Consider the following 16,848-nt stretch of genomic DNA (forward strand, 5'->3'; position numbering starts at 1 on the left):
TTTGGCATTTGACATTGTGCACGCTGTTGAGTTCTCAAGGATCGGATGCTCCCGCTTTTCACCCCTCAGGGCTGCTCCGCAGGGCAACTTCTCTAGCCTACCACATGAATCAGCTGTGTAAAACAGCCGGTTCCCGCGATATCCAGCTCAGCCGGACATCACAAAACGACCAAATTTCTTCGGTTGCTCGTGGGAGGGTTTATATCCTAAACCGAAAGAATGCAGACGCTCAAGAGCATCTATCTTTTGGTGAGGATTTGGTCCCGCATGAGGCCGGCGAGCGAAGCTCAGCCGCACCTTTGGGGTGACGTGTAGATACTTTACGTTTGAGAAGGATCTGCTCGCAAATCTAGCGTGCAGCCCGGGCGTGTCGTGCCCGAGGGGCGCGGAAAGTCGGGGATTTTGCGTGCGCGCGGCAGTTCAGGCCTTGGGCGCGGATGACTCACGAACAATGAGCTCGGGCTGGAACACCACGTGCTCTCGCGTGAAGTCCGCCGAGGCATCCGCTTCTTTCATGAGGAGATCGACCGCCGTCGACCCAATCAGGGAACTGGGCTGGCGAATGGACGTCAAGGGCACCACGGCAGCGGTGGCGAAATCGATGTCGTCGTAGCCAACGATTGCGATGTCTTCCGGCACCGACAGTGCGCCCAGCATGCTGAGCGCCTGGAGGAGCCCCATGGCTACAAGATCGTTCGCGGCGAACAGGCCGTCAGGCAGGTCCGTTGCATCCCGTTCACGGATACTCTCGCCGACCTTCCTCCCTTGAAGGACAGTGAGCCCGTCAGTCGCTATGTACTCGAGGGAGGCGTCAGCGATCTCCGCCACAGCCTTCTGTGCCCCGGCCAAGCGGTCAGCAACCTGCCGGAGCTCCTGGGGGCCGCCCACGAAAGCAAGTGTGCGCCGACCAGTCTCGAGGAGGTGCTGCGCGGCCAGGTAGCCACCCGCCACGTCATCAACAGCCACCGACGAGAAGCGGTCATCGGTGGTGGGCCGGTCGACCAGCACCGTGGGAATCCCTCGACGATGCAGCGCATCAAGCCGGCTGCTCGCATCTCCGACGGGAGAGATCAGCACGCCGTGAACACGCTGCTTCTCGAACAGATCGACATAGGCAGCTTCTCGGTCTTCGTTCTCGTCGCTATTGCCGAGCAAGACCGTGAGTCCGTCTTCGGCGGCTCGATCCTCAGCGCCTCGCGCGACGTCGGTGAAGAACGGGTTCGAGACGTCAAGCACGATCAGGCCAATGCTGAGACTCCGCCCGGCGCGCAGTTGTCGGGCAGCGTCGTTGCGGACGAAGCCAAGTTCTTCGATGGCTGCCCGTACTTTTGCGACGGTGCTCGGCGAAACTTTGTCGGGACGGTTGAGAACATTCGAGACGGTTCCGACCGAGACGCCGGCCCGTGTCGCGACGTCGCGAACACTCATGCCCATAACAAATCCTCCGTGATCGGTGATGCCAGCGTAGCGGCCAACTTTGTGCCGAGAGCATGCGAGCGTTCTCATCCACGACGGGCGCCGTGGTAGAAATGACGCAATTGAAACATTTCATTTAGTGGTTTGCGGTACACAACTGCCAGCCGTTTGTTTCCACGGAGCCTGCCGAGCACTACGGTCTCGCCCTAAGCGGAAACCCCGAATCATGACCAAAGGAGTTCATCGGCAATGGCCAACGACACTGGACGCGTCTGCTTCCTTATGCATCTCAAGCCAGAACGGGTCGAGGACTATCTCGCGGCTCACGAGACCGTCTGGCCCGAAATGCTCGAGGCATTGACTGCCTGTGGCTGGCGCAACTACTCCCTGTTTCTGCACAAAGAAGACGGTCTCGTCGTCGGGTACCTCGAAACCGATGACTTCGACCGCGCGCGGGCCGAAATGGACCGCACCGACGTCAACGCTCGTTGGCAAGCGACCATGGCGGGCTTCTTCGCCGAAGAGACGGCACCTGACCAGACGATGATGCAGCTCCAGGAGTACTTCCACCTGGCATAACTTTGCGCACCTCGCCCTCAGGCGACGCACCCCCACCCCCAGCACACGCCTTGCATTGCAGCGAGGTTGAGAACGGAGCGTTCCCACCGATGAGAATCGGAAGCAAAAACACCACTGGCTGGAAAGCCACCATTTCGGTCGCGATGTCGAACTACATCGAATCCGGGTCGATCATCGCCATCGCCACGAGCCTGGTGTTCTGGCAGGCCGAGTTCGGAATCGATGACGTGGGAGTCGGACTCCTCGCTGCCCTGAGCGCAAACGCGTTTGGTGCGGCCGTCGGTGCACTTCTCGGCGGTCCGCTATGCGACAAGTTCGGCCGCAAGTTCATCTACACCTACGACCTCATGCTGTACATGGTGGGTGTGCTGATCGCGGCGTTCGCCTGGAACTTCGGCTCACTGCTGCTCGCCTTCATTCTGACCGGCATCGCGGTGGGTGCCGGTGTTCCCGCGTCGTGGACCTACATCGCGGAAGAAGCACCTAAGAATGCTCGCGCCAAGCACGTCGGCACGGCCCAGCTCGCCTGGTCGGTCGGCCCGATGATCGGATTCCTTCTCGCCGTCGTCCTGTCGCCGCTCGGGCTTATGGGCAGCCGGATTATCTTCATCCACCTCTTCGTCGTCGCCTTCGTCACCTGGTGGATCCGGCAAGGCTTGTCCGAGTCGGGTATCTGGAAAGACACGAAGGCGATGCCCGTTGTGGTGGGACGCTCCGGTGGAATCCGCGGGCTCCTCAGTAGCAAGAAGAACCTGATCGCCATCGCCTTCCTCTTTGGCGTCTACGGACTGTGGAACACCGTCGCGGGACAGATGGGTATCTTCATGCCGCGCGTCTATGCGACAGCTGGCGTGGAAGACCCGATCAACCAGAACCTGCTCCAGGTACTTCTGTGGGGCTGCACCGTTCTCTCGACCTACTTCGGCTTCATGAAGTTCGGCGACCGAATGAGCCTTCGCAAGCTGTACATCATCGGCGGGCTGCTTGGAATCTTCTCCTGGGTGCTCCTGATCTTCGTCGAGGCAACCACACCGATTCTTGTCCTCTTCGCCGTCAGCTGGGGCATCGCGGCCGGTATCGGCGCGCAGGCTTTCTACAGTCTGTGGACAAGCGAGCTGTTCGCCACCCGCTACCGGGCCAGCGCTCAGGGCGTGCTCTTCTTCCTCGCACGTATGGCCGTCGGTATTCTCAGCTACTGGTTCCCGACCCTGCTCGTCGCGCACGGAGTGCCGTTCGTCGGCTGGATCATGCTGGGGCTCCTCGCAGCATCGCTCCTCATCGGTGCCATCTGGGCGCCGCGAACCCAGGGTCGCAGTCTTCAGGACATCGAGGAAGAACGGGAAGGGTCTACCGTCGCTGTGGCAGACGATGCTTCAACCGGGGAGTTCGTACCGAGCGCCGGTCGGTAGGCGCCAGACGGAATCGCCTCGAAAACCAGCTGCATAAAGGGGAGTACTGCACCGCAGTGCTCCCCTTTACCGCGCAATTCTGGTACTTTAATCTTGAAACGATTCATTCATTCGCCCGTCGCGAGTGAACTTCAGTAAGGACGAAGAACAATGACGATCGACTCCACAGTGCTTGCGACGCTCGAGAAGCAAGCGATCGAGCTACCTTCCTGGGCCTTCGGCAACTCCGGAACGCGATTCAAGGTGTTCGGCACCCCCGGCACTCCGCGCACGATTGAGGAAAAACTCTCAGACGCCGCCAAGGTCAACGAACTCACCGGCCTGGCGCCCAAGGTGGCGCTTCACATCCCGTGGGACAAGGTTGACGACTACGCCGCCCTCCGCGAGTACGCCGCGGAGCTCAACGTGACGCTCGGCACGGTGAACTCCAACACGTTCCAGGACGACGCCTACAAGTTCGGCTCCCTGACGCACACCGACGCCGCCGTCCGCCAGAAAGCCATCGATCACCACGTCGAGTGCATCGACATCATGGGCGCGACCGGGTCACAGGACCTGAAGATCTGGCTCGCCGATGGCACCAACTACCCTGGCCAGGGCGACATCCGCGGCCGCCAGGACCGCCTCGCTGAGTCACTCGAGAAGATCTACGCTCGGCTCGGTGACGACCAGCGCCTGGTGCTCGAGTACAAATTCTTCGAGCCTGCGTTCTATCACACCGACGTTCCCGACTGGGGAACCAGCTACGCCCAGGTCAGCGCTCTCGGTGACAAGGCACTGGTCTGCCTCGACACCGGCCACCACGCGCCAGGCACCAACATCGAGTTCATCGTCGCCCAGTTGCTTCGCCTCGGCAAACTCGGTTCGTTCGACTTCAACTCGCGTTTCTACGCCGACGACGACCTCATCGTCGGTGCGGCTGACCCGTTCCAGTTGTTCCGCATCCTCTACGAGGTCGTCCGCGGCGGCGGGCTCGACGACGACTCACCCGTCGCTTTCATGCTCGACCAGTGCCACAACGTCGAAGACAAGATCCCGGGCCAGATCCGCAGTGTGCTGAACGTGCAGGAGATGACGGCGCGGGCGCTGCTCGTCGACCGCGAGGCTTTGACCGCAGCGCAAAATGCGGGCGACGTGCTTGGGGCGAACGGCATCCTGATGGATGCCTTCTATACGGATGTCCGTGCGGACCTGGCAGCATGGCGAGAGTCTCGCGGTCTTCCGGCCGATCCACTGGCTGCATACGCAGCATCCGGTTACCAGGAAAAGATTGCGGCCGATCGCGTTGGCGGTCAGCAGGCGGGCTGGGGCGCGTAAGTTTCACCGACGGGGTGTCGGCGGTTCGGAGTATGTCCGACCGCCGCATCTCGTTCGTACGTCTGGGTGTTAGCCAAGTCGTGCGAGAAACTGGATCACCCGTCCGGTGAGGACGGCTGCCGAGTCAGGTTCGTACGAGGGCAGGCTGGAGTCGGCGAACAAATGTCCGTCGCCCGGATAGAGGAAGAGCTCGCCATCGTCGGCTTCGCTGATGAGCGCGCGAGCGGCGTCGATGTCGCCGGAGTCGACGAATTCAGGGTCAGCTTCGGTCGAGTGGATCTCGACGGGTACCCCGGCGGGCCAGGCCGAACCGAACTCCGAGACGGGCAGGCATCCGGAGAAGAACAGGGCGCCTCGCGCACCCGGTCTCGATTGTGCAAGCGATTGAGCAGGCATGACGCCAAGCGAGAAGCCCGCATAGACGAGCTCAGCCGGTAAGCCCGCGGCAACGGCTGCGCCCTGCTCGATGATGTTCGCGAAACCGATACTCCTCGCGTGGTCGACTCCCTCTTCAACCGTGGCGAATGTTCGGCCACGGAAAAGGTCGGGAACGTGCACGGTGTGACCGGCAGCGCGCAGTGTTTCGGCGAACTCGACGACGCCGGGCGTGAGGCCCTGGGCGTGATGAAACAAGAGGACCTCGGCCATGAATTGAACCCCTTCGTTGAGTGACGCAGTGCGCGGCTCTTCCGATTCTTGCCGAATACCTCACGAGGTCAAGGCTCCGGGGTCAGATACCGCCGTACTTCCGTTTGGTCAGGCCGTTGAGGAGCGACGCGAACACCAGCACGAGGCCGAGGGCGAGCAACTGAACCTGAACGCCGTCGTTACCGGGGAAGGCGAGCAGGATACCGGCGTTCAGCCACACGATGAGGATCGTGGCGAGCACCACACCGGACACCCGACCGATCCCGCCGGTGATGGCGACTCCGCCGAGAACGGCGATGGTGATGGCGGGGAGCGCCATGCCGTTTCCGCTGGTGCCGGCATCCGGTCGAGCAGATGCAAATTGCGCGACGGTGACAACCCCGACCAGGCCGGATATGACACCCGAGAGGACATACACGGCGAAGCGGTTGGGCCGCACGTTGATGCCGGCCCAGGACGCAGCGGTGTCATTCGTGCCGAGCGCGTAGATGCGCCGCCCGAATGTCGTCTTGTTGAGGAGCACCCAGACCACGATGACCACGGGGATAAGAAAGGTGAAGATTCCGAGCGGGACCAGCGGCAGGTAGGAGCCGATCACGGGAAGCTCGATGGCTTTCGCCGCCGAGTAAAACGACTGGATTTCCGTCGAGTTAACCGGTTTCTGGCCGCTCCAAACCAGCGCGATCGACCGGTACGCGTAGAAGGTCGCAAGAGTTGCAATGAGAGGGGGGAACCCGACAAACGCAACGAGTCCGCCATTGATCCCGCCGAGAACTCCGCCGAGCACGACCGCAAAGATCATGGCGACCGGCAGACTCCAGCCCCAGAGGCCATAGGACATTCCGAAGGCGATCCCGGTCACCGAGACCATCGAGCCGACCGAGAGGTCGATGCCGCCGCGGCCGGAGAGGATCACGCCCAGTTGCGCCAATCCGAGCATGGCGAGAGGGACCGCGTTGATGAGTGCGGCCGCGAGGTAATCGGAGTTGTACGAGCCACTCAACGCTCCTGCAGCGTCAAGCACCGTCATGACGGCCACAACGAGAACAATGAGCACAGCCAGGAGAACGACCCGTTGGGTGAGGAGGGCTTCAAGCGCACGGCCGACGATCGACCGCTTCTGCCCCTGAGATTTCACCCGGGGAACCGTTTGCGTCGTCAGGCCACTCATGCTCTGCTCCTCCGTGTTCGCTCGCGCAGCAGGTCGGTGCCGACCGCGATGATGATGAAGATGCCGACGAAGAGGTTGGCAAGCTGGGACGGCCAGCCGAGTTGCGTCACACCCGAGTTGACGGTCTGCACGAGTATCGCGCCGAGGAGTGTGCCGATGACCGACCCGCGTCCGCCGAGAATGGAGGTACCACCAATGACCACTGCGGCGATCACCGCCAGCTCGCGACCCGCTCCGACACCCTGGTCGAGTGTCGAGGTGCCGGACGCGATGAAGAAACAGGCACCGAGACCGACCAACGCACCGGTGACCGCGTACGCGAGAACAACGCGAGGTTGGACGCGGACCCCCGCGAGGCGCGCGGCGTTCGCGTTGCCTCCGATGGCAAACAGATGTCGTCCGCCCGCCGTATTGCGCAGGTACCACCAGGCGAGGACCACGATCACGAGGGTGATCGCGAAGCTGTGGGGAACGCCCAGCGTCCGGCCGGCTTCACCTCGACCGAAGACATCGAGGGTCGACGGAATTCCGTTGACGGTCGATGAGCCAAACACCCGCAGCGCGAAGAACTGGAAGATGTTTGCGGTTCCGAACGTGATGATGATGGCGTGAACCCGGCCGTAGGCGATGAGGGTGCCGTTGATCAGCCCGAGGACAACGCCGAGCAGCATGCTGACGGCCACCGCCACGATGAGAGGGACGTCGAAGTTCACCAACAGCTTGGCCGTCACCACAGCGCAGAGTGCAATGGCTCCGCCCACCGACACGTCAATTCCGGCCGTGATGATGATGAAGGTCATCCCGACACCGATCAGCGCAATCGGTGCCACCGATACCAGCAGGGGCTGAATCGAGGACGGGCTGAGAAACGACGGAGTGAAGATACCGAGCAGCACCCACAGCACCACGATGACACCAACCAGGACGAGTTCCTGGCCGGTGACCGGAGGCGGGAGGATACGTTTCGCGATCGGCGCAGCCGGCGACTCGCGGGTGACGGTGGTCATGGGTTTTCTCCGCTTTCGTGGGTTTCTCCAGCCGCAGCCGCAAGGATTTCGACCTGCGTGGCATCCGCTGTGAATTCATGGGCGATCTCACCGCTTCGCACCACGAGGATGCGGTCCGAGATTCGGAGGACCTCGCCGAGGTCGCTCGTCACCACAAGCACCGCGGTACCTTCGGAGGCGAGGTCGTCGATGATGCGATGAATCTCTTCCTTGGCGCCGACGTCGACGCCCTGTGTCGGTTCGACGAGGACGAGGAGTTGCGGGCGGTTGACCAGCTGACGCGCGAGGACGACCTTTTGGGCGTTACCTCCGGACATGGCGCTGATCGGCTGGCGCTCGCTCGGCGTCTTCACGGAGAGCCGGGAGATGAAGTCGCGGGCGATGTCACGTTCGATGCGGCGCTCGACCCAGCCGCGGATTCGCGACAACAACTGGAGCTCGCCGATGGTGATGTTGAAGGCGATGCTCTGAAACGAGAACGAGCCCTGAGCGGAGCGGTTGGCCGGGAGGAGGTGAATGCCGCGTTTCTTGGCGGACGACGGACGGTGGAACAGCGCCGGGGAACCGTGGATGAGCATTCGCCCGCCGGTGGGACGCTGCATTCCGTAGATCGTGCTCGCAATCTCACCCGCGCCGGACCCGATGAGCCCGTAGAGGCCAACGATTTCTCCGGCACGAACGCGAAAGCTCACGTCACTGAAAAAGCCCTGGAGAGTCAGCCCCTCGAGGTCGAGGACGACGTCGCCTCGGGTCGCTTCGACGTCGGTGCGCGACTCAGCGAGCGCGCCTCCCACCATGAGCTCGGCGATCTCCCGAACGGTGAGGTCGCCGATGGGCCGGGTCGCGATGGTCTCGCCGTCGCGCATGACGGTGACCACGTCGGCGATGCGGAACAGTTCATCGAGGCGGTGCGAGATGTAGATGACCGACACCCCCGTTGCCGTCAGCCGGTGAATGACGGCGAAGAGGACGTCGATCTCCGCATCGGTGAGGATGGCGGATGGTTCGTCGAGGATGAGCACGCGGGCCTCTCCGGCGAGCGCCTTCGCGATCGACACCTGTTGCTGTTGGGCAATGGACAGGGCGCCGACCGTGCGGGTGGCGATGTCGGTGTCGAGTCCGACGGTCTCAAGCAGGGAACTCATTTGCTCGGCCTGCCCTGCCCAGTCCACGCGCACGCCCTTGCGGAGTTCCCGCCCCACGAAGACGTTCTCAGCCACACTGAGTTCCGGGAAGAGTTGCGGCTCCTGATAGACGGTCTGGACTCCCAGCCCAATGGCATCCGTTGTTGAACCGATCGATACCGGCTCACCGTTGAACTGCAGGGAACCCGCGTCTGCCCGCTCTGCGCCGGCGAGGATCTTGATGAGGGTGGATTTGCCCGCACCGTTTTCCCCCACGAGCGCATGCACGGAACCGGGAGCAACGCTAAGGTCGGCGTTGCGGATGGCGCGCACACCCCCATAGGTTTTGACGATTCCCGTCAACACCACACGGGGGACGGCTGTCGCCTGTTCGGCTGCTGTGTTGGACATGGTTCTCCACTGCGATCGAGGGCAGATCCCGGAGGGCTCCGTCGGCGGAACCCTCCGGAATGGGCGATTAGTAGTCGAAGTCGTCGACGTTCTCGGTGGTGATCTTGAGCGGTGGACCGAGCAGGAGCACCTTCGAGTCAGCGTCGTACGTCACCTCGGGCAGGTCATCACTGACGTTGTTCGTCGCTTCGAGCTCGGTGCCCTCTGCGAGCTGGAGTCCGACCCAGGCGGTGAGGTAGCCCAGCGCTTCGACATCCCAGAGGATCGAAGCGCTCGAGGAACCGTCTTCAAGGTACGGCTTCATCGACTGCGGAGTTCCGAGTCCGACGGTAAACACCGTGCCAACCTTGCCGGCGTCAGACACCGCTTGGGCAACACCAGGCGCGCTCGACGTGCATTCACCGACGAGACCGGTGAGGTCGGGGTGCGCGTTCATCAGGTCGGTCGCCATGGAAGTCGCAGCCGCTTGGTCTTCTCCGGCATAGACGGTGTCAACGATCTCAGCGTCCGGGTACTTCTCCGCGGTGTATGCCTTCTGCACGTCGATCCACGCGTTGAGGTTCGCCGCGGTCTCGCCGCAGGAGACGATCGCGTACTTCCCTGAACCACCCATCGCTTCAAGCAACGCGTCGGTGAGGCCCTCGCCGATCCCGTCAACGGAGGCTTGGTTGACGAACACCTCACGCACCGAGTTGGGAGCGTCGGTGTCACTCGTAGCGACCTTGATCCCGGCGTCAGCAGCTTCCTGCAAGAGAGGCGCCATGGAGTCGGGGTCGTTGGGAGCAACGATGAGCGCGTCGACGCCCTGTTGGATGAAGGAGCGGACGATATCTGCCTGGGCGGCAGCATCGGCTGTGGTTGGACCTTGGTACAGCCACTCGATGCCGAGTTCCTCTGCCGCTGCCTTACCACCGGCGTTCATGGCCTCAAAGTAGGGGATGCCTTGCAGCTTGGGGACGAAAGCAACGCTGATCTGGTCGTCGCCGCCTCCGCCTCCGCCGCCGTCACTTCCTCCACCAGAGTCTCGGCTCGTGCACCCGGTAGTGGCGAGTGCCGCTGTCAGCGCGAGTGCGCCGAACACAAGTAACTTCTTCCTGATCAACACAGTGGTGCCTCTTTCTTCTCTGAATTGGGCAACAGTGCCCTGCGGGTCGCAACACTCTTGTCGCGAAGTCGATGCGGAGAACGACGGTGACGTGCGGTCATGCCGGCACCGCCTCGTTCGATGGGGTTGGTGTGCGGGATGGCACCGGCACAATATGGACGTCGACTCCTGAGCCTCTCCACGTTTCGGCAAACTCAGGACCGACCGCTTCATCGGTGTACAGCGCCGAGATCCGCTCGGGGCCAGCAAACGGGTGGAGGCCGAATCCGGTCGCCTTCGCCGCGGTGAACAGGCCAACCACCGAATCACAGGAGCGCGCCAACACTTTCTTCGCCTCGCCCTCTTCGCTGGACAACTCGAGCAAGCCCAGGCTGCGCGAGACGCTCGATGCGCCGAAGAACCCGACCTTCAGCCGGCCTCGCCCCTCAAGCACGTCGCTGAATGCGCCGACGACCGAGCGGGATGCACGACGCAACACTCCACCGGGAAGGATGACCGTGGCATCCGTTCGTTCCATCAACAGACCGGCGAGGTGGATGCCATTGGTCACGACGACCAGGCCGGTGCGACTTATCAGTTCGGTAGCGAGATAGTGCGTCGTCGTGGATGAGTCGAGCGCGATGACGTCTCCGTCGCGCACCAGGCTGGCTGCCGCAGCAGCGATGGCCCGTTTCGCCGCGGCATCGGATCGGAGCCGACTCTCGAATGCGCCCTCGTCACGGGGCGCGGTCGCGACGGCTCCGCCGCGAACCCGGCGCAACAGCGAACGCTGCTCGAGCAGGTCGAGGTCTTTTCGTACAGTGACCGGTGAGACACCGAAGCGTGTGGCGAGGTCGTTGACCGTGACACGGCCCTGCGACGTGAGCTCATCGAGGATGGCCTCCTCACGCACGAAGTCGTATCGACTCATCGCTTTCTCCGTTCGACCGCACTGACGAACTCTCACGTTTGATGTTGAAACATAGAGCCAATCGTCACTTCGCGTCAAGAAACGAAATCAAACTGTTGCTTTACGGTTGCGCGAGCGTGCTAATTGACCTGCGCGGTAGCATTTCCCCGAAGCGAGGAGCGCAGGGATCATGGCCACAACATCGACGGTTGACGCTGAATCACGTCGGGAGCGCCTGCTCGACATCCTCTCCGCCGACGGGATTATCCGTCTGGAGGCCGCCGCCGAGCGACTCGGCGTTTCGGCCATGACAGTGAGACGCGACCTCGCCGACCTGGAGGCGGAAGGGCAGCTTCGACGCGTGCGGGGCGGAGCGGTACCGTCGCTGAAACCGCGCTCGTTCGTTGACCGGATGTCCACAGGCGCGGAGGCGAAGCGGATCATCGCCGACAAGGCACTCGCCCTCATGCCGACATCGGGCGCCGTTGCCTTCGACGCATCCTCCACGGCTGGCACCGTTCTCTCGCGCATGGATGGCCTCGACCGGGACCTGACGATTGCGACCAACTCGTACGAGAACTTCCAGAGCGCCCGACGCGTCGGGGGCACCGCTGTGCTCATCGGCGGCGAAGCGGAGGAACGGACCGACAGCTTCGTCGGACTGCTCGCCTGCCAGGCCGCCGGCTCGTTGCACTACTCGCACTTCTTCACGTCGGCGGGTGCCGTAGACCCTGAACGAGGCAGCAGCGAAGTGACGCTCGCCGAAACGCAGGTGAAACTTGCCTTTGTGGACGCCGCCGACGAAACGGTGCTTCTCGTCGACTCGTCCAAGCTCGGCCAGCGAGCCCTCGCCCGGGCCCTCGAGTGGCAACGGATCAGCGTCCTGGTGACGGAACTGGATCCGGCTGACAGCCGCCTCGACCCGTACCGTGAGCTCGTCACTGTGGCGTAGGCGCGGCACGGATTCTTGACGGATTCCGCGGTCGGTGTTACTTTCTGTAAGAGTTAACACGAACGAACAACGGAGATTGCGCATGACGAACGAGACCGCAGCGGCACTGATCGCGCGAAGCAACCGGCTCGGCGCCGACCCGAAGAACACCAACTACGCTGGCGGCAACACGTCTGCCAAGGGAATCGAGACGGACCCGGTCACCGGTGAAGACGTCGAACTGCTCTGGGTCAAAGGCTCGGGCGGTGACCTCGGCACCCTCACCGAGAAGGGCCTCGCTGTTCTGCGGCTCGACCGCATGCGCGCCCTCCAGAACGTCTACCCGGGCGTCGACCGCGAAGACGACATGGTCGCGGCATTCGACTACACCCTCCACGGCAAGGGCGGCGCTGCCCCCTCGATCGACACGGCCATGCACGGACTCGTCGATGCCGCACACGTTGACCACCTGCACCCCGACTCCGGAATCGCGATCGCCACAGCCGCCGACGGCGAAGAACTGACGACGACGATCTTCGGCGACAAGGTGGTGTGGGTTCCGTGGCGCCGCCCCGGCTTCCAGCTCGGGCTCGATATCGCTGAAATAAAGGCGAAGAACCCGGAGGCAATCGGCTGCATCCTCGGCGGGCACGGCATCACCGCGTGGGGTGACACCAGCGAGGAGAGCGAGAAGAACTCCCTCTGGATCATTGACACCGCCGCTGAGTACATCGCCGCGCACTCGCGGCCCGAGCCGTTCGGTCCGGCACTCGACGGATACGCCGCCCTCCCTGAAGCGGAGCGCCGCGCCAAGGCCGCGGCCCTCGCGCCGACCCTGCGCGGACTGGCATCCACCGACAAACCACAGGTCGGTCACTTCACCGACGACGCTGTCGTCCTCGACTTCCTGGCTCGCGCCGAGCACCCGCGCCTCGCCGCACTGGGCACGAGCTGCCCTGACCACTTTTTGCGCACCAAGGTGAAGCCGCTTGTTGTCGACCTGCCGGCATCCGCTTCTGTGGAAGAGACGATCGAGCGACTCACGACGCTTCACGAGGAGTACCGCGCCGATTACTCCACTTACTACGAGCGCAACGCGACTGCCGACTCCCCCGCAATCCGAGGCGCAGACCCGCTCATCATTCTCGTCCCAGGTGTCGGCATGTTCAGCTACGGCGCAAACAAGCAGACCGCACGCGTCGCGAGTGAGTTCTACATCAACGCGATCAACGTCATGCGCGGCGCCGAGGGGCTGTCGACGTACGCGCCGATCGATGAGGCGGAGAAGTTCCGCATCGAGTACTGGGCACTCGAGGAAGCGAAGCTGCAGCGCATGCCCAAGCCCAAGCCGCTTGCCACCCGCATCGCACTGGTGACGGGTGCGGCCTCCGGCATCGGTAAAGCCATCGCGAAGCGCCTCGCCGCAGAGGGAGCGTGTGTCGTCATCGCCGACCTCTCCCTCGTGAAGGCACAGGACGCCGCCGCCGAGATTGGCAACACCGATGTGGCTGTCGGCATCGCCGCAGACGTCTCGAACGAGAAGGCCGTGCAGGCAGCGATCGACGCGGCTGTTCTCGCGTTCGGCGGGCTCGACCTCGTCGTGAACAACGCTGGCCTCTCGCTGTCGAAGTCGCTGCTGGAGACCACCGAAGCGGATTGGGACCTGCAACACAATGTGATGGCGAAGGGCTCGTTCCTCGTTTCCAAGGCCGCTGCTCGGGTGCTCATTGACCAGAAGCTCGGCGGCGACATCATTTACATCTCGTCGAAGAACTCGGTCTTCGCCGGACCGAACAACATTGCATACTCGGCCACCAAGGCTGACCAGGCGCACCAGGTGCGACTGCTTGCCGCCGAACTCGGCGAGTACGGCGTCAAGGTCAACGGCATCAACCCGGACGGCGTGGTGCGCGGCTCAGGCATCTTCGCCTCGGGCTGGGGCGCCAACCGGGCCAAGACCTACGGCATCGAGGAGGAGGACCTCGGCAAGTTCTACGCCCAGCGCACGATCCTCAAGCGTGAGGTTGTGCCCGAGAACGTCGCGAACGCCGTGTTTGTTCTCTGCACGAGCGACCTCTCGCACACGACCGGACTGCACATCCCGGTCGACGCCGGAGTTGCTGCGGCCTTCCTGCGATGAGTCGACCCGCTTCTCGAATCACCGGGGTCGCGGCGTGACCGGCACGGTTGCCGCCGTCGACCTCGGTGCAACCAGTGGCCGGGTCATGCTCGGCCACGTTGGTCCGAACGAGCTTCGGCTTGAGTTGGTGTCGCGCTTCCCGAACGGCCCGGTGGAGGTCAACGGCTCGTTGCACTGGAACCTCACGGGGCTCTACCAGTCCGTGCTGGCTGGCCTCACCGAAGCCGCCACTCGCGCTCCGGACCTCGCGAGCATCGGCATCGACTCGTGGGCCGTCGACTACGGGCTCCTCTCGGGTGGCGCGCTTGTCGGCGAGCCGTTCCACTATCGCGACAGCCGCACCGCCAAGGGCGTCGCGGCCGTGCACGCCCGGGTTCCGTTCGCCGAGCTCTATGCCCAGAACGGCCTGCAGTTCCTCGCGTTCAACTCGCTGTACCAGTTCGCGGCCGACGGCGACGCCCTGCACACCGCCGACTCTGCACTCCTGATTCCCGACCTACTGGCCTACTGGCTGACCGGCGCCCGCGTTACCGAGTCCACCAACGCGTCGACCACCGGCCTTCTCACCGTGACGGGTCAGTGGAATGAGTCACTCATGGCCCAACTGGACCTGCCGCGGGAGCTCTTCGCTCCGCTGGTTTCCCCCGGCGCTCCCATCGGCACACTGGTGCCGCAGGTCGCCGAGCACACCGGCCTGGCGCCGAGTACCCCCGTGACCGCCGTTGGCTCGCACGACACGGCATCCGCCGTCGTTGGGGTTCCGATGACGGCCCCGGACGCCGCATACATCTCCTGCGGAACCTGGGGGCTCGTCGGGCTCGAGCTCGATCGCCCGGTCCTCAGCGACGCCAGCCGCGACGCCAACTTCACCAACGAGGGCGGTGTCGACGGCCGAGTGCGGTTCCTGCACAACGTGATGGGCCTCTGGCTGCTCAGCGAATCCGTGCGCACGTGGGAACGCGAATCCGGCACAGCCATCGACCTGCCGACCCTTCTGGCCCAGGCCGCCGCCGTGACCGGTCCGGTTCCCGTCTTCGACGCCAACGACGCGCGCCTGATGGCTCCCGGCGACATGCCGGCCCGCATCGCCGAACTGTTGCGTGAATCGAACCAGCCGGTACCGCTCTCGCAGGCGGAATTCACCCGATCAATTCTTGACAGCCTTGCGGATGCCTTCGCACACGCCGTGCACACCGCGTCGCGCCTTGCAGGCACGAACGTTTCGGTCATCCACATCGTGGGTGGTGGGTCGTTGAACACCCTGCTCTGCCAGCTCACCGCTGACCGCGCCGGACTCCCCGTGCTGGCCGGACCGGTCGAAGCAACAGCGATCGGCAACGTGCTCGTGCAGGCCCGAGCGGTCGGACTCATCGACGGCGACCTCGAATCGCTGCGGGCGCTCGTGGCCGCTTCGTTCGAACCGGTGCGCTTCGAGCCCCGAACTCGGCGCTGAGCTGGCCCGCGCTGGGGTGATGAAGGCGAGTTAGCCGATGAGGGCCGCAACGGCCGCGATCGCGCTGGCCAGGGTGACTACTGCGGCGACAATGACGAGCACGACGTGCACGGTGAGGAATCTGGTGGCTCTGCCCGAGGCATCCCGCGCCCGAGGATCTTTCACGACCCGGCGATACAGCGGAGGCCAGACGATGAGGTTGAACACAACGTTGACGAGCAGGAGAGCGACGAGAAGCGGGGAGTCCATCCTCCGAATCTAACAGCGCGGCCGATGTCAACTCCCCGGGCGGCCCACCACCCTTCGCTAGGCTCGAATCATGACTGCCCCGCTGATCGTGAGTGTTCCCGGCAAGACCCTTCGCAACGCCATCGGCGAGATGGACGGTGTGGAATTCGTCGAGTGGGATTTTCGCGGACCGGCCCCGCGGTCGGAATTCGACATCGTCATCACCCCGTACATGGGAGCGACCGACAAGCTCGGCGCCCTGGCCGGGGTGACAACGAGGCTCGTACAGAGCCAATCGATCGGGTACGACGGAGTTGAGAATGCGCTGCCGGCGGGCACCGTGTTCGCCAATGCCAGTTCGGTGCACGAGACCTCAACCGCTGAGCTCACCCTCGCCCTGGTGCTCGCGGCGCAACGCGGGATTCCGGACTTCGTCCGGGCGGCGGCGGAGGGTCGCTGGGCGCCGGCCCGGCACCAAAGCCTCGCCGACCGCACGGTGCTGCTGCTCGGCTACGGCGGAGTGGGCAAGGCCATCGAAGAGCGATTGCTGCCATTCGAGGTGACCGTCGTGCGGGTGGCGACACATGCACGCAGCGATGAGCGCGGCGCGATCCACGGCATCGACGAGCTGCCTGACCTGCTGCCGAGCGCCGACATCGTGATTATCGGAGTTCCGCTCACCGACGCGACGGCTGGCCTCGTCGACGATGCGTTCCTCAACGCACTCCCCAACGGCGCCCTGGTCGTCAACATCGCGCGCGGTGCAGTGGCCGACACCGACGCCCTGTTACGCTCGGCGCAGTCGGGACGGTTGCGGTTCGCACTCGACGTCACCGACCCCGAGCCGCTGCCGGACGGACACCCGCTGTTCGCGCTGCCCAACGTGCTCATCAGCCCGCACGTCGGCGGAGCGTCCACCGCGATGATGCCCCGGATGGCGAAGCTCGCGCGGCGGCAGATCGAGCTCATGCAGCGCGGCGAGGAGCCCGTGAACGTGGTTCTGCGGACGTAGAGAGGCAC

The 16,848-nt window shown here is 63.8% G+C and carries 15 protein-coding genes; 7 read left to right on the top strand and 8 right to left on the bottom strand.

Features of this window, described 5'->3' with window-relative positions; translation table 11 throughout:
- Positions 1-420: 420 nt before the first annotated feature.
- Positions 421-1,434 carry a LacI family DNA-binding transcriptional regulator gene (locus tag L1277_RS14490; RefSeq protein WP_253377419.1) on the bottom strand — a complete coding sequence of 338 codons (1,014 nt, stop codon included), beginning with the start codon at positions 1,432-1,434 and terminating at the stop codon, positions 421-423.
- A gap of 231 nt (positions 1,435-1,665) precedes the next feature.
- On the opposite strand from L1277_RS14490, the gene L1277_RS14495 reads away from it, so the two are divergent.
- The 3 genes from L1277_RS14495 to rhaI all read left to right on the top strand — a co-directional run bounded on the left by L1277_RS14495 (position 1,666) and on the right by rhaI (position 4,721).
- Positions 1,666-1,995: an L-rhamnose mutarotase gene (locus tag L1277_RS14495; RefSeq protein ID WP_253377421.1), complete on the top strand. Its 330-nt coding sequence runs from the start codon at positions 1,666-1,668 to the stop codon at positions 1,993-1,995.
- A gap of 89 nt (positions 1,996-2,084) precedes the next feature.
- Positions 2,085-3,404: an MFS transporter gene (locus L1277_RS14500; protein ID WP_253377423.1), complete on the top strand. Its 1,320-nt coding sequence runs from the start codon at positions 2,085-2,087 to the stop codon at positions 3,402-3,404.
- Between the two features lie 150 nt (positions 3,405-3,554).
- Positions 3,555-4,721 (top strand): L-rhamnose isomerase, encoded by a 1,167-nt coding sequence (gene rhaI / locus L1277_RS14505; RefSeq protein WP_253377424.1) that lies wholly within the window; start codon positions 3,555-3,557, stop codon positions 4,719-4,721.
- Between the two features lie 69 nt (positions 4,722-4,790).
- Here the strand turns inward: rhaI and L1277_RS14510 are convergent, their stop codons facing one another.
- The 6 genes from L1277_RS14510 to L1277_RS14535 all read right to left on the bottom strand — a co-directional run bounded on the left by L1277_RS14510 (position 4,791) and on the right by L1277_RS14535 (position 11,097).
- Positions 4,791-5,369, bottom strand: coding sequence for a dienelactone hydrolase family protein (locus tag L1277_RS14510; RefSeq protein WP_253377425.1), 579 nt, complete (start codon positions 5,367-5,369; stop codon positions 4,791-4,793).
- A gap of 82 nt (positions 5,370-5,451) precedes the next feature.
- A complete protein-coding gene (locus L1277_RS14515) occupies positions 5,452-6,540 on the bottom strand; it encodes an ABC transporter permease (RefSeq protein ID WP_253377426.1) in 1,089 nt (362 codons plus the stop codon).
- On the bottom strand, positions 6,537-7,547 hold the full coding sequence (locus tag L1277_RS14520; RefSeq protein WP_253377427.1) for an ABC transporter permease: 1,011 nt from the start codon (positions 7,545-7,547) through the stop codon (positions 6,537-6,539). Before L1277_RS14520 ends, L1277_RS14515 begins: the two co-directional genes overlap by 4 nt.
- Positions 7,544-9,082 carry a sugar ABC transporter ATP-binding protein gene (locus L1277_RS14525; RefSeq protein WP_253377428.1) on the bottom strand — a complete coding sequence of 513 codons (1,539 nt, stop codon included), beginning with the start codon at positions 9,080-9,082 and terminating at the stop codon, positions 7,544-7,546. Before L1277_RS14525 ends, L1277_RS14520 begins: the two co-directional genes overlap by 4 nt.
- 67 nt (positions 9,083-9,149) lie before the next feature.
- Complete coding sequence (locus L1277_RS14530; RefSeq protein WP_253377429.1) at positions 9,150-10,187, bottom strand: autoinducer 2 ABC transporter substrate-binding protein; 1,038 nt, start codon at positions 10,185-10,187, stop codon at positions 9,150-9,152.
- A gap of 97 nt (positions 10,188-10,284) precedes the next feature.
- Positions 10,285-11,097, bottom strand: a complete 813-nt coding sequence (locus tag L1277_RS14535) for a DeoR/GlpR family DNA-binding transcription regulator (RefSeq protein ID WP_253377430.1) — start codon at positions 11,095-11,097, stop codon at positions 10,285-10,287.
- A 169-nt stretch (positions 11,098-11,266) separates the two neighbouring features.
- Between L1277_RS14535 and L1277_RS14540 the strand changes: the two genes are divergently transcribed.
- From L1277_RS14540 to L1277_RS14550, 3 genes are all read left to right on the top strand, one after another.
- Positions 11,267-12,028 (top strand): DeoR/GlpR family DNA-binding transcription regulator, encoded by a 762-nt coding sequence (locus L1277_RS14540; RefSeq protein ID WP_253377432.1) that lies wholly within the window; start codon positions 11,267-11,269, stop codon positions 12,026-12,028.
- An 82-nt stretch (positions 12,029-12,110) separates the two neighbouring features.
- Positions 12,111-14,147: a bifunctional aldolase/short-chain dehydrogenase gene (locus tag L1277_RS14545; RefSeq protein ID WP_253377434.1), complete on the top strand. Its 2,037-nt coding sequence runs from the start codon at positions 12,111-12,113 to the stop codon at positions 14,145-14,147.
- 34 nt (positions 14,148-14,181) lie between these two features.
- Positions 14,182-15,600, top strand: a complete 1,419-nt coding sequence (locus L1277_RS14550; RefSeq protein WP_308215111.1) for a rhamnulokinase family protein — start codon at positions 14,182-14,184, stop codon at positions 15,598-15,600.
- A gap of 30 nt (positions 15,601-15,630) precedes the next feature.
- Here L1277_RS14550 and L1277_RS14555 read toward each other — a convergent pair whose 3' ends face one another.
- Positions 15,631-15,849: an SCO4848 family membrane protein gene (locus tag L1277_RS14555; protein ID WP_253377436.1), complete on the bottom strand. Its 219-nt coding sequence runs from the start codon at positions 15,847-15,849 to the stop codon at positions 15,631-15,633.
- Between the two features lie 70 nt (positions 15,850-15,919).
- Between L1277_RS14555 and L1277_RS14560 the strand changes: the two genes are divergently transcribed.
- Complete coding sequence (locus L1277_RS14560; RefSeq protein ID WP_253377438.1) at positions 15,920-16,840, top strand: 2-hydroxyacid dehydrogenase; 921 nt, start codon at positions 15,920-15,922, stop codon at positions 16,838-16,840.
- Positions 16,841-16,848: the final 8 nt, after the last annotated feature.

The sequence above is a fragment of the Okibacterium sp. HSC-33S16 genome, assembly GCF_024171565.1.
Taxonomy (GTDB): Bacteria; Actinomycetota; Actinomycetes; order Actinomycetales; family Microbacteriaceae; genus Mycetocola_A.

Excerpts from the sequence above, each read along its gene's own strand:
- L1277_RS14515 (WP_253377426.1), bottom strand. The coding sequence starts at position 6,540 with ATGAGTGGCCTGACGACGCAAACGGTTCCCCGGGTGAAATCTCAGGGG.
- L1277_RS14540 (WP_253377432.1), top strand. The coding sequence starts at position 11,267 with ATGGCCACAACATCGACGGTTGACGCTGAATCACGTCGGGAGCGCCTG.
- L1277_RS14500 (WP_253377423.1), top strand. The coding sequence starts at position 2,085 with ATGAGAATCGGAAGCAAAAACACCACTGGCTGGAAAGCCACCATTTCG.
- L1277_RS14545 (WP_253377434.1), top strand. The coding sequence starts at position 12,111 with ATGACGAACGAGACCGCAGCGGCACTGATCGCGCGAAGCAACCGGCTC.
- L1277_RS14490 (WP_253377419.1), bottom strand. The coding sequence starts at position 1,434 with ATGGGCATGAGTGTTCGCGACGTCGCGACACGGGCCGGCGTCTCGGTC.
- L1277_RS14495 (WP_253377421.1), top strand. The coding sequence starts at position 1,666 with ATGGCCAACGACACTGGACGCGTCTGCTTCCTTATGCATCTCAAGCCA.
- L1277_RS14510 (WP_253377425.1), bottom strand. The coding sequence starts at position 5,369 with ATGGCCGAGGTCCTCTTGTTTCATCACGCCCAGGGCCTCACGCCCGGC.
- L1277_RS14560 (WP_253377438.1), top strand. The coding sequence starts at position 15,920 with ATGACTGCCCCGCTGATCGTGAGTGTTCCCGGCAAGACCCTTCGCAAC.
- L1277_RS14555 (WP_253377436.1), bottom strand. The coding sequence starts at position 15,849 with ATGGACTCCCCGCTTCTCGTCGCTCTCCTGCTCGTCAACGTTGTGTTC.
- rhaI (WP_253377424.1), top strand. The coding sequence starts at position 3,555 with ATGACGATCGACTCCACAGTGCTTGCGACGCTCGAGAAGCAAGCGATC.
- L1277_RS14525 (WP_253377428.1), bottom strand. The coding sequence starts at position 9,082 with ATGTCCAACACAGCAGCCGAACAGGCGACAGCCGTCCCCCGTGTGGTG.
- L1277_RS14535 (WP_253377430.1), bottom strand. The coding sequence starts at position 11,097 with ATGAGTCGATACGACTTCGTGCGTGAGGAGGCCATCCTCGATGAGCTC.
- L1277_RS14520 (WP_253377427.1), bottom strand. The coding sequence starts at position 7,547 with ATGACCACCGTCACCCGCGAGTCGCCGGCTGCGCCGATCGCGAAACGT.